This is a genomic window from Actinomadura sp. NPDC049753 (assembly GCF_040674655.1).
GTDB classification, from domain to species: domain Bacteria; phylum Actinomycetota; class Actinomycetes; order Streptosporangiales; family Streptosporangiaceae; genus Spirillospora; species Spirillospora verrucosospora.
Map to the genome: position 1 here is coordinate 1 of NZ_JBFARL010000105.1, position 12,180 is coordinate 12,180.

Annotated in this window: 12 protein-coding genes; 8 read left to right on the forward strand and 4 right to left on the reverse strand. The window is 72.1% G+C overall.

Annotation, left to right across the window (positions count from 1 at the left end):
* A partial coding sequence (locus tag AB0K37_RS24815; protein ID WP_363984948.1) for a PAS domain-containing protein occupies positions 1-463 on the reverse strand: 463 nt, incomplete at its 3' end.
* 204 nt (positions 464-667) lie between these two features.
* Between AB0K37_RS24815 and AB0K37_RS24820 the strand changes: the two genes are divergently transcribed.
* The 7 genes from AB0K37_RS24820 (at position 668) to AB0K37_RS24850 (ending at position 7,197) form a co-directional block, all read left to right on the forward strand.
* A complete protein-coding gene (locus AB0K37_RS24820; protein ID WP_363984950.1) occupies positions 668-1,390 on the forward strand; it encodes a helix-turn-helix domain-containing protein in 723 nt (240 codons plus the stop codon).
* 453 nt (positions 1,391-1,843) lie between these two features.
* The gene (locus AB0K37_RS24825) at positions 1,844-2,458 is read left to right on the forward strand and encodes a sigma-70 family RNA polymerase sigma factor (protein ID WP_363984952.1); all 615 of its coding nucleotides are present in this window, start codon (positions 1,844-1,846) and stop codon (positions 2,456-2,458) included.
* Positions 2,459-2,754: 296 nt separating this feature from the next.
* On the forward strand, positions 2,755-3,129 hold the full coding sequence (locus AB0K37_RS24830; protein WP_363984954.1) for an SSI family serine proteinase inhibitor: 375 nt from the start codon (positions 2,755-2,757) through the stop codon (positions 3,127-3,129).
* A gap of 116 nt (positions 3,130-3,245) precedes the next feature.
* Positions 3,246-3,668 (forward strand): CBS domain-containing protein, encoded by a 423-nt coding sequence (locus tag AB0K37_RS24835; protein WP_179844153.1) that lies wholly within the window; start codon positions 3,246-3,248, stop codon positions 3,666-3,668.
* A gap of 80 nt (positions 3,669-3,748) precedes the next feature.
* The gene (locus AB0K37_RS24840) at positions 3,749-4,567 is read left to right on the forward strand and encodes an ANTAR domain-containing protein (protein WP_363984957.1); all 819 of its coding nucleotides are present in this window, start codon (positions 3,749-3,751) and stop codon (positions 4,565-4,567) included.
* A 113-nt stretch (positions 4,568-4,680) separates the two neighbouring features.
* Positions 4,681-6,639: a SpoIIE family protein phosphatase gene (locus tag AB0K37_RS24845; protein ID WP_363984959.1), complete on the forward strand. Its 1,959-nt coding sequence runs from the start codon at positions 4,681-4,683 to the stop codon at positions 6,637-6,639.
* 51 nt (positions 6,640-6,690) lie between these two features.
* Positions 6,691-7,197 carry a DUF6328 family protein gene (locus AB0K37_RS24850; protein WP_363984961.1) on the forward strand — a complete coding sequence of 169 codons (507 nt, stop codon included), beginning with the start codon at positions 6,691-6,693 and terminating at the stop codon, positions 7,195-7,197.
* Between the two features lie 79 nt (positions 7,198-7,276).
* Here AB0K37_RS24850 and AB0K37_RS24855 read toward each other — a convergent pair whose 3' ends face one another.
* Positions 7,277-7,711 (reverse strand): hypothetical protein, encoded by a 435-nt coding sequence (locus tag AB0K37_RS24855; protein WP_363984963.1) that lies wholly within the window; start codon positions 7,709-7,711, stop codon positions 7,277-7,279.
* A 208-nt stretch (positions 7,712-7,919) separates the two neighbouring features.
* Positions 7,920-9,368, reverse strand: a complete 1,449-nt coding sequence (proS, locus tag AB0K37_RS24860) for a proline--tRNA ligase (RefSeq protein ID WP_363984965.1) — start codon at positions 9,366-9,368, stop codon at positions 7,920-7,922.
* Between the two features lie 58 nt (positions 9,369-9,426).
* Here proS and AB0K37_RS24865 point away from each other — a divergent pair, with 58 nt between their 5' ends.
* Positions 9,427-11,121 (forward strand): proline--tRNA ligase, encoded by a 1,695-nt coding sequence (locus AB0K37_RS24865; protein ID WP_363984967.1) that lies wholly within the window; start codon positions 9,427-9,429, stop codon positions 11,119-11,121.
* A 62-nt stretch (positions 11,122-11,183) separates the two neighbouring features.
* Here the strand turns inward: AB0K37_RS24865 and AB0K37_RS24870 are convergent, their stop codons facing one another.
* Positions 11,184-11,699: a hypothetical protein gene (locus tag AB0K37_RS24870; RefSeq protein ID WP_363984969.1), complete on the reverse strand. Its 516-nt coding sequence runs from the start codon at positions 11,697-11,699 to the stop codon at positions 11,184-11,186.
* Between the last annotated feature and the right edge of the window lie 481 nt (positions 11,700-12,180).

Here is a 12,180-nt window from a genome sequence, read left to right on the forward strand (position 1 = left end):
CGACGCCCGCCGAGAGGCTGCGCCCGGCGACGCCGAAGCCGAACGACAGGGTGGCCACGCCCACCGCGAAGTAGACCAAGAGCAGCGTGCCCACGCCGACGGTGATGCCGATCCCGTCGCGGCGGAGCCTGCGCAGGTCGGCGGCCAGCGCCAGGACCCGGACGCCGTGGTCGCCCGGGGCCCCGTCGATGGGGTAGATCCACCAGCCGATCTCGACGGGCTCCCCGTTGTCGGCCCGCCGCAGGGTGCAGGCGCCGCACCAGACGTGCCCGAAGGCCTCCGGCTCGAAGGCGCCGCGGTGCTCCCGGGGGAGCCGGAGGAGATCGCCGGGCGGGCGGCCCATGGCCTGCCGGCGCGCGGCGCCGAACAGGTCGGCGGCGGTATCGTCCCAGTGATTGATGCGGCCGCGGTCGTTCACCGTGACGGCCGTCATCCTCGTGACGCCCAGCAGATCCGCGATCACCAAGCGGTCCCCCTCCCCCGAGTGGAACGACGCGCGAAGGCCGTTGCGGCAACTCACGGTGAAAGTGAAGCTACACGCTGTGAGGGCGGTTCGCTCGGGATCCGCCGAATATCTCCGGGTGAGCACTCACTCATCGCGCTCGGCCCGTGCTAACGTCCAGCGGGGAAGCGAGGTGCAGGCGGGTTGGCTACACGGACGGAGCCCATGCGGGACCGGATCCTGGCCGCGGCGGTCACGGTGATCCAGGCGCGCGGGATCGTGGCCGCGACGACCAAGGAGATCGCGCGCACCGCGGGCGTGTCCGAGGGCAGCCTCTACAACCACTTCGCGAACAAGACCGCGCTGTTCGCGGCGGCCCTGGCCGAGGTGACCGGGACCGCGCGCACCGCGATGACCGGGCTTGCCGGATCGGTCGGGCAGAACACGGTGGAGGAGAACCTCACCCGCCTGGCGACGGAGATGGTCCGCTTCTACGGCGAGCTGTTGCCGATGACCGGCCCCGTCCTGGCCGACCCGGAGCTGATCGCATGGCTGCGGAGCGACGGCCCCGGGAAGGCGCAGCAGGAGGCCGCCGCCAGGTCGCGTGCCCGGACCAGGAGCGACCGCACCGGCGAGGCGCCGCCTCCCGGGGCGCCCGGCGGCCCCCCGGCGGGCCCGCCCGGCGGACCGGCGGCAGGCCCGGTTATGGGCCACGCGGCCCTCATCGGCTATCTGGAGGCCGAACGGAAGGCCGGACGGCTGACGGACGGCGCGCCACTGCCGTTCATCGCCGCGGCCCTGCTGGGAGGCTGCCAGCAGCACGCCTTCCTGACCCGCCTCGCGGGCGCGGAGAGCGTGGCGGCGGGCGCCGGGCTCCCGGCCGCGCCGGCGGAGTTCGCGTCCCAGCTGGTCCGCGCCGTCCTGGCGGGCCACCTCGCCACGCCCTGACCGAGAGCACGCACGAGGCGCCGGGGCACCGCCCGCTCGGCCGATCCACCCTCAGGGGCCGCCGCGCGGGCTTCCGAGGACCGGGCTTTATACCTGCCGATCAGCACCGCTTTGACCAAGAAGCGACTCGATGTGACGGAGGCCACGCGGATCCTGGCAACCTTTTGGCTCGTTCCATGCGTCTTACATGGCAGGAAGACCCACCGGCGGATGGAAGCGCTCGATCCGGCAAGGCCCGCGACGTCCCGACTACGGGGTCGCTCTGGCACAGCCGAAGCGCGCCGAACCCTCGGCCCACCCTCCATGCGAGGCCGAGGCCACACCGAACCCGCCGGGAACGGTGGCACGTACCACTCGACGGGGGGCGATCAAACCGCCCGGCCCGCGCGTGCCCCCGACCACGCGCCAGGCAACCGTCCCCCCTCACGGGGGGCACAACCACGGGGAGCGACGATGACCGCTGTCACCACGCCCGTCCATCGCACCACCAAGGGCGACAACGGCCGCAACGCCGACCGCACCGCGACGTCCGACGACGCGCGCCGCTACGAGCGCGACGTCCTGCCCCTCGCGGACCCGCTCTACCTCAGCGCCGTGCGCATGACCCGCAACAGCGCCGACGCCGAGGACCTCGTCCAGGAGACGCTGGCCAAGGCCTACGTGAACTTCCACCAGTTCCAGGAAGGCACGAACCTCAAGGCGTGGCTGCACCGCATCCTCACCAACAACTTCATCAACACCTACCGCAAGAAGCAGCGCGAGCCCCAGCGCGCCGGCTCCGAGGAGCTGGAGGAGTGGCAGATCGCGCAGGCCGAGGCGCACGCGTCCGGCTTCCGCTCCGCCGAGTCCGAAGCCCTCGACCGCATCCCCGACTCCCAGGTGGTCGCCGCCCTGCGCGCCCTCCCCAAGGACTTCCGGGACGCCGTCTACCTCGCCGACGTCGAGGGCTACCCCTACAAGGAGATCGCCGACATGATGGGCACCCCCATCGGCACCGTCATGTCCCGCCTCCACCGCGGTCGCAAGCAACTCCGCGACTCACTGGCGACCCACGTGCTGGCTGCCTAGCGTCTTTCTCCTCCTTCGGGCCCGGAGGGCCCTCCATCGTCGAAAAACGCGGGCGATCGCCGGCATCGCTCCGGCTCGCCTTGCGGCTCGCTGCGCGATCAGATTCTTGCTTCGCTCGAATCTGCCTTCGGACGCGATCGCAACCAGTCAGGTTGTCGCGTGGTCGCGGTGATGGCTGAGGCCGGTGCAGGTGGGGTTGTGGTTGCTTCTCGGCTACAGGATTCGAATTCTCCTGCACGATCTGTTATCGGTCGGCTACTTTGTGCGATGTCCCTTCGGTACGTCGGGAGTCGCTCATGCCGAACCTTCTCAGCGCGGTCGTCGTGGGGGCCGTGGTCGCCCTGATGCCCGCCGCGCCCTCCGGGGCGGAGACGTCGTTGCGGCTTTCCGTCACGCATCCGGGCGGCAGTACGTCCGGAAGCAGGGCGGTCACGCTGCGTTGCGGTCCGCCGGGAGGCGAGCATCCCGAATCGGCGCGGGCCTGCCTGGAGCTGGAGGGGGCGGGCGGGCGGTTCGAGCACCGGCCGGACGGGCGGATGTGCACCGCCGTCCACGCGCCCGTGGTCGCCCGCGCCGAAGGGCGGTGGAAGGGCAGAGCCGTCCGCTTCCAGGCCGAATACGGGAACGACTGCGTCATGCTGTCGCGCACCGGAACGGTGTTCGCCTTCTGACCCCGCGCAGGTCGGCGGCCGATTCACAAACCGTTCGAATAGGGCCGCCGACCGTGGGTAGGGCGCGCACACACGGGCCACGCGAGGCGTCGGCTATTCGGGAGGATGTGCGCTCTATGTCATCGAGGGTCAGCGACGTGATGACGGCGGCGCCCCAGTCGTTGCCGCTCGACGCGACGCTCTACGAGGCGGCTCGCATCATGCGGGACGAGGGCATCGGCGACGTGCTGGTCACCTACGCGGGGCGCCTGTGCGGCCTGGTGACCGACCGCGACATCGTGATCCGGGCGGTGGCCGAGAGCCGCGACACCTCGCTCACCCCGCTCGGGGACGTGTGCACGGCCGAGCTGACCACCGTCCACCCCGAGGACGACACCGACACGGTGGCGCGGCTCATGAGCGAGCATGCCGTCCGGCGCCTGCCGGTCGTCGACGCCGAGCACCACCCCGTCGGGATCGTGTGCATCGGCGACCTGGCCCTGGCGAACGGCGATTCCGGCCCGCTGCCCGAGATCAGCAAGGCGCCGCCGAACAACTAGGACTCCCCATGAGGCACCAGGGCCGCCCGGCCGAGCAGGGCCCGCCTGCGCATCCCGCGGGGCAGGCTACTCTCGGAAAGGTGACGCCCACCGAAACGGTCCTGACGGACCAGCTCGCGCTGGAGATCGCCCGGCTGGGCATGGTCGGGGAGTCGTCCGATGTGGGCACCCTGCACCGGGTGACCGAGCTCGCGGCGCGTGCCGTGCCCGGATGCGCCGGCGCCGCGAGCGTGCGCTGGGCGCTGCCGAGCGCGTACGGCGGCGCCGGCTCCACGGTCGTCATCCCCGACCGCACGAGCGGCATGCCGGACATGCCGCTGCGGGACGAGCGCGACTCCGCCGCGGATGGGAACCGGCCCGAACCGCTGGCCGCCGCGGCCAGCCATCCCGACCTCGCCGAGGTCACCGACCGGCAGCTGTCCCGCGGGCACGGGCCGCTGTTCGACGTGGTCGCCGACCGCCGGGCGCTGACCTCCGACGACATCCTCGCCGAGACCCGCTGGCCCGAGGCCATGTCGGACATGCTGCGCCGCGGGGTGCGCTGCTTCACCACGACCCCGCACCTGAACCCCCCGGTCCTCGTCACGCTCACCCTGTACGGGGTGACGCCGAAGGCGCTCGGGCCCGAGCGGCACGCGATCGCGTCCCTGCTGGTCGCGCAGGGCACCGCGGCCTTCTCGAACAGCCGGCAGTACGACGACGTGCACCGCACCGCCGTCCAGCTCCAGGCGGCCGTCGAGGCGCGTGCGGTGGTCGACCAGGCCAAGGGAATTCTCATGCACGCGCTCGGTTGCGACGCCGACGAGGCATTCGCCGAGATGCGTCGCATCTCACAGACACGCCACGTGAAGCTCACCGCGCTTGCCCAGCGTATCGTCGGTCATCAGGGCCTGCCCTAGGTGCGGGCGGGGAGCATAGGCTGCGGGAAGCGGCCCCGTAGAACGGTGTCCGGCCCGGGACGGGCGGGAGCCGCCCTGGTTCCACCGTGGTGACGCGGACGAGAGGAGACCAGATGCACGATCGGCCTGACCAGCTCGAGCCCGAGTCCCTCCTACGGGAGATCTCGGATCTCGAAGGACGCATCGGCGAGCTGCGCCAAGCCGCCGGCGTGCCCGAGCCCGACCTGCGCGCAACGCTGGACGCGGCGCTGGTCGAGCTGGAGCTGGCGCTGACCGTGCTGCGCACGATGGGCGGCGAGCAGTCCGGCGAGCCGAGCGGGTCGGCCGCCGCGGAGAACGAGCGGCGCGTGCTGCGCACGGTCTTCCAGGACGCCCCCGTCCCGCTGTTCCTGCTCGACCGGACGACGAACGTCCGCCGCGTCAACCGGCAGGCGGCCATGCTGCTCGGCACGTCGGCGGGATACGTGTCGGGCAAGCAGTTCACGGCCTTCTGCGACATGGCGACCCGGGCGGCGGTCCGGTCGCAGCTGGCGGCGGCGATCCGGACGGGGCAGCGGCGCCGCGTCAGCGTCCGGTTCCTCGGCCGCGACCACCCGATCGACGCCGTGCTGACGGTGGCGCGGGTGTGGATCCGCGGCGAGCCCGACCCGATGGTCGTGGTGGCCGCCGGGCCGACGACCACTCCCGCCGACGACGGCGGGCCCGCGGCGTCCAAGGTCCAGGCGGCGGGCACCGCCCGGGTGCGGGCCGCCGACGGCGGGCAGGGCGACGACGAGGCCGTGGCCACGATCGTGCACCGGATGGACGTCCTCGCCACCGCCAGCGAACTGCTGCTGGACGAGCCGGTCTTCAACGAGACGGTCGCCGTCCGGCGCTGCGCCCGGCTGCTGGCCGCCGAACTGGCTGACTGGGCGTTCATCGACCTGACCGGCCCCGGGACCGGCGGCCCGCCGGCGGGCGCGGCGCCCGTGCTGCGCCGCCAGGTCGTGATGGGCCCCGAGGACGAGCGGTCCGTCGAGGCCGCGAGGATGCTGGAAGAGGTGGACCCCGCCGAGGACACGCTCCCCCACGACGTGTTCGTCACCCGGCAGAGCGCGCTGCGCCCCCACGTGGAGAACCTCGACGTGCTCGGCATGTGCCCGGACGGGCTGCCGGTCTGCGGCAAGATCGGCGTGACGTCGGTGCTCAGCGTCCCCATCGAGGACGGCGAGCGCGCCATCGGCACGATCACGCTGGCGGCCAGCGGCGAGTACGGCCCGTTCGACCTCATGGACCTCGGGGTCGTGCAGCGCCTCGGCCGCTACCTGGCCCTGGTGATCCGGGCCGCGCGGCTCTACCGGCGCCGCGCCGAGGTGGCCGACACGCTGCAGGCCGGGCTGCTGCCGAAGACGCTCCCGTCCATCCCGGGGGTGAGCGTGGCCGCCCGGTACCTGACGTCCACGCACGGTTCGGAGGTCGGCGGCGACTTCTACGACGTGTTCCGCACCGAGAACGGGTGGGGGCTCGTCCTCGGCGACGTGTGCGGCAAGGGCGAGGACGCGGCGGCCGTGACGTCGACCGCGCGGCACTGCGTGCGGCTCGCGTCGCGGTGGAAGGCCCGTCCCGGCGACGTGCTCGCGACCGTGAACGAGGCCCTGCTGGACGAGGACCGGTTCGTCACCGCCGTGATGGCGAGCCTGACGCTGGAGACCGAGCGGATCATCGTGTCGCTCGGCACCGCGGGCCACCCGCCGGCGATCATCGTCCGCGCCGACGGGGTGATCAGGTCGGCGTCGCGCGGCGGCGTCCCGCTCGGCCTGTTCGAGGACTTCGAGGCCGGGCTCGACACGATCGACCTGTCCGTCGGCGACACGCTGATCCTGCATTCGGACGGGGTCCTGGAGGCGTGCGACATGGCGCGGCAGGAGTTCGGCCAGGAGCGGCTGCTGGAGGCGCTCGCCGGGCACGCCGGAAAGCCGCCGGAGGAGATGCTCGCCGGAGTGGAGCGGGCGCTGCTCGACTACTGCGACGGCGACCTGCGCGACGACGTGTCCATGCTCGCTCTGCGGGTGGAGCCGCCGACGCTCGTCTAGAACGTTTCAGCGGCGCGACTGACGGGCGTTTTGCCGGGGTAAACGGCATCCATGAGCGTCGACCCCTCGCGCAAGCCCCGCAACGAGACCGAGCACGAACGGCTGGACCGGCAGCTGATGGAACTCCTCCAGGGGTTCCGGGTGGCGACCACCGGCGTGCAGGTGCTGTTCGCGTTCCTGCTGACCGTCCCGTTCTCGGCGCGCTTCGACGTGAAGGTCGGCGAGACGGGCAGGGCGCTCTTCTACGTCTCGCTGTTCGGGGCGGGGCTCGCGTCCGTCTGCTTCATCGCCCCGGTCATCCAGCACCGGATCCTGTTCCGGCTCGGGCAGAAGGCGCTGCTGATCCGGCGCGCGAACCGGTTCGGGATCGCCGGGGCCTTCGCGCTGGGCATCTCGATGACCGCCGCGACCACGCTGGTCGTCCAGGCGCTGTCGGAGAAGGCCGCCGCCACCGTCGCCACGGTCGTGGTCGCGGTGCTCCTGTGCGGGTGGGCGTGGTTCGTCCAGCCGTACCTGACGCGGCGGCGCGCGGAGAGCCGCGCGTCGGAGGACGCCTGACCACCGCCCGCCGGACGGGCCTGATCGATGAGTCCCCGGAGCGTGCGGCGCACGCTCCGAGGACTCCGGGTGCGGACCGTCAACCGGATGATGCCCCGGTCGACGGCAGTGACAGGTGCAGGCAGTCCAGGTAGTAGGACCGCCCGATTCCGCAGTCTTCGCGGTTCCGGCCGTCGGCCAGCCGTACGAGGATGCGCCCGCCGCTCTGCACCTCCACGTAACGGTGCGAGCGGATCACCTTCTGGTAGAGGACCTCGCCGTCCCGGTCCTTGACGGGGAACGAGCAACCCCGCTGTTCACGGTGCCCGGTGATGACGGCGTCGTACCTGATCCACGATCCGCCTTCGACCTGGTTCCAGACTTCCGTCCCGTCCGGGCACGTTCCCCAGTCGACCATCATGACCTGGGGCTTCACCTCGACCGGGGTGGTGTAGTGGGCGAGCAGGCCACCACCGCACAGGGCGGCGAGAAGGCAGGCGAGTAGGACCGCCAAGCGGCGGTTGGAGAGGTGCATGGAGGCTCTTCGGATGAGTTGAGGTCTGCTCTGCGGTCAGTCGGCCGCAGCAGTACTGACCGTCACGAGGTCTCTCCGAGAAGCCACTTCGAAAGGCTGCGATCCGTCACGGGCCGCGCGGGAGCAGACCCCCTCAACGACGCCGGGCGGGCCCGTCCATGACGGGCCCGCCCGGGTGCGGCCGCGGTGGGCGCGGCCGGCTGCGTCCTCAGTAGGCGCGGCCGAAGATGACGCGCTTGCCGTAGGCGGACGGGCGGCCGCACTTCACGCAGACGCCGGTCTCCTCGGGCGCGTCGGCCGGGATGACGCGCGGGGTCGCGGCGGTCTCGGCCTTGATGTCGTCCTCGCAGGCGGTGTCGCCGCAGTGGAACGCGCGGGCCCAGCCGGTGGCGACCTGCGCGACGAACGCGTCCCAGCCGTCCACGACGGCGGTGTTGTCGTCGCGGAACCTCTCGGCCCTGGCCAGCAGGAACGACTGGAAGTCGGCGAGCATCCCGGGCAGCACCTCGGGCACCTTGTCGAGCGGGATGGGCTCCTTGCCCTGCCCCTCGACGGTCGGGAGCCGCCGGACGACGGTGGCGACACCGTTCTCGATGTCGCGCTTACCCAGCTCGATGCGGATCGGGACGCCGCGCATCTCCCACTCGTTGAACTTGAAGCCGGGCGACAGCTGCGGGCGGTTGTCGTCGACGTGCACCCGGATGCCCATCGACTTGATCGCCGCCCCGAGCCGGCGGGCCTCGGCGGCGGCCTGCTCGCCCTGCTCCTTGCGGCCGATCGGGACGATCACGACCTGGTAGGGCGCGAGCCGGGGCGGCATCACGAGGCCCTTGTCGTCCCCGTGCGTCATGATCACGCCGCCGATCATGCGGGTGCTCATGCCCCAGGACGTGGTGTGGGCGAGGGTGAGCTTGCCCTCCTCGTCCTGGTACTGGATCTCGAACGCCTTGGCGAAGTTCGTGCCGAGGTAGTGGGACGTGCCGGCCTGCAGGGCCCGGCCGTCGCGCATCATCGCCTCGATCGTGTAGGTGCGGACGGCGCCGGCGAACCGCTCGCCGGGCGTCTTCTCCCCCGCCACGACCGGGATCGCCGCCAGCTCCCGCGCCACGCTCGCGTAGGCGTCGAGCGCCCACATCGTCTCGCGCATCGCGTCGCCCTCGTCGGCGTGCGCGGTGTGGCCCTCCTGCCAGAGGAACTCGGTGGTGCGCAGGAACATCCGGGGGCGCATCTCCCAGCGGACGACGTTCGCCCACTGGTTCAGCAGCAGCGGCAGGTCGCGGTGCGAGTCGATCCACTTGGCCATGTACTCGCCGATGACCGTCTCGGAGGTCGGCCGCACGATCAGCGGCTCCTCCAGGTCCTTGCCGCCGGCGTGCGTGACGACCGCCAGCTCCGGCGAGAAGCCCTCGACGTGCTCGGCCTCGCGCTTGAGGTAGGACTCCGGGATGAACATCGGGAAGCAGGCGTTGTCGTGCCCCGCCTCCTTGATGCGCCGGTCCAGGTCGGCCTGGAGCAGCTCCCACACCCGGTAACCGTACGGGCGGATGACCATCGTGCCGCGAACCGGTCCGCGGTCGACGAGCTGGGCCTGCACCACCAGCTCGTTGTACCAGGCGGAGAAATCCTCGCTCTGCGGCGTCACACCTTCTCGACTCACGGCCACAAGGGTACTGACCACAGGCCATTAGTCAGGTCACCTTCGCTACCCTCGCACGATGCGCTGGTCCCAGATGTTCGTGCCCACGCTGCGAGAGGACCCCGCCGAGGCCGACGCGCCGAGCCACCGGCTGCTGCTGCGGGCGGGGTACGTCCGGCAGCTCACGGCGGGCCACTACTCGCTGCTGCCGCTGGCCGTCCGCGTCCGAGCGAAGATCATTCAGATCGTCCGCGCGGAGATGGACGCGATCGGCGCGCAGGAGATGCTGCTGCCGGCGATGCACCCGGCCGAGCCGTGGCGGCGGTCCGGCCGCTGGGACCTGATCGGCGCCGAGCTGTTCCGGCTGCGCGACCGGCGCGGCGCCGAGCACGCCCTCGGCCTGACGCACGAGGAGATCTTCGCGACGGTCGCCCGCGAGCTGGACTCCTACCGGCGGCTGCCGCAGCAGTGGTACCAGTTCCAGACGAAGTTCCGGGACGAGCCGCGCCCCAAGGGCGGGCTGCTGCGGACCCGCGAGTTCACGATGAAGGACGCCTACAGCTTCGACGTCGACCGCGCCGGCCTGGACGCCTCGTTCGAGGCCTGCCTCGGCGCCTACGCGCGGATCTTCGAGCGGCTCGGCCTGCCGGCGCTGGCGTGCGAGGCGTCCAACGGCACCATGGGCGGCTCGGACTCCACCGAGTTCATGTGCCCGGCGCCGGTCGGCGAGGACGTCGTCGTCCGCTGCCCGGCATGCGGGTACGCGGCGAACATCGAGCGCGCGACGTCGGCGCTGCCCGCCGCGCAGGACGGGCCGGGGCCGGACGCGCCGGAGCGCTTCGACACGCCGGGCGTCCGCACGATCGACGACCTGCTGGAGTACGGCGCGCCCGCCGACCGGCAGATCAAGACGCTCGTGTACGTCCTGGACGGCGCGCCGACCCTCGTCCTGCTGCGCGGCGACCACCCGCTCAACGAGCAGAAGCTCGTGGACGCGACGGGCGCCGCCGAGATCCGGGCCGCCGAGCCCGCCGAGATCCTGGAGGCCCTCGGCGCGCTCCCCGGCAGCCTCGGCGCGGTCGGCGCGCCGCTCCCGGTGATCGCGGACGAGGCGCTGCGCGGCCGCCGCGACATGTTCACCGGCGCCAACACCGACGACGTCCACCTGCGCGGCGTCGACGTCGGCCGCGACATCGAGGTCGGCGCCTGGGCGGACCTGCGCGAGGTGGCGGAGGGGGAGCCCTGCGCGCGGTGCGGCGAGCCGCTGGAGGCGCTGCGGGCGATCGAGGTCGGGCACGTCTTCAAGCTGGGCGACCGCTACTCCCGCGCGCTGGGCGTCGAGGTGCTGGACGCCGACGGCCGCTCCGTCCCGGTGATCATGGGGAGCTACGGGATCGGGATCGAGCGGGCGATGGCCGCGATCGTCGAGACCCACCACGACGAGCGCGGGATCGTGTGGCCGGTGGCGGTCGCGCCCTTCCAGGTCGCCGTCGTGACCGCCCAGTCCGACGACGCCGACGTGGCCGCGGCGGCGGAGGAGGTGTACGCGGGCCTGTCGGCCGCGGGCGTCGAGGTGGTGATCGATGACCGGCCCGAGCGCGCGGGCGTGAAGTTCCGGGACGTGGAGCTGACCGGCATCCCCTTCCGCGTGACCGTGGGGCGGCGCGGCCTGGCCGAGGGCGCCGCCGAGGTGACCGTGCGCGCCACCGGCGACACATCCAAGATCGCCCTCGACTCCGTGGTCGAGCACGTCCGGTCGCTGCTCGCCGGCTGATCGGCCGAACGGATCGGGGGCCCGGCGCGGCCGGGCCCCCAGGTGTGCCGTTCCGGCGGCCCCTACGCGACGCGGGTCACCGTTCCGGCGTCGGTGTGCAGTCGAGCGTTGCTCTCCGGTACGCCGTGGGTGGTGATGTCACCGCCCTTGAGACGGATGTAGATCTTGAAGTCGAGGGGGATCCTGACGGTGACCGTCAGGTGCCCCTCGGCCTCGGCCGGGACCTGGGCGGCGCGTCCGATGGCGACTCGGCCGCCGTCGAGCGTCACCGGACCGTTGACGACGGCCGCGGCGATGCTGCCGTGGTCCGCTGAGAACGTGACGTCGCCGTGCACGTTCATGCCCGGGAGGGGCCCGCCGGAGCGGGTCACCACCGGGAAGAGGAGCAGTTCGAGCTCGCGGCCGAACGGCGTCAGCTCGGCCCTGCGGGCCTCGGCCTCGAACACGCTGCCGACGGCCTCGATGTCGGCTTCGAGCCCGGCTCGGCCCTCTTCGGCGTGGACGACGACGTTGATGGCGTTGCCCAGCACCACGAGCTGGTCGATGCCTTCGGTGTTTTCGGTGAGGCGACGTTCCATGGCGCACTCCTCGGGATCTGGTTTTCGCGTCTGGTCATGCCGGCTTGCGGCACATGGAAGATCGTCCAGACCGCCGGCCTTCCCGCAAGCCGCGGGCGCCAAGCGTCGCTGCAGACCGGCGGCCGCGAGGGCGCCGCCGGGGGCACGGTCGCTGCTCGCCGGGCCGACCACATGAAGAAGCGGCCCCGAGGGGCCGCTTCTCGTTGAGGGGCTACGCCCCGGGTCGGTTGAGGGTCAGCGGGTCTGCTCCCAGTACAGCCGCTGCCAGTGCAGCTTCCAGGACAGGCGTTCCCGCCGCTCCGCCGGTCGGCGCTGGCCACGTCCTCGAAGCTCGGGACGGCCGCGTTGTCGGCGTCCCGCTCGTGGTTCTTGATGATCTTCCTGAACTGGAGGATCCAGCTCCGCCCCCGAAGCCTGAGGGCCACAACCTCGGTCAGCGCACGGGTCCGGTTAATTGGATTGACGGTCCGGGGTGGGCTTC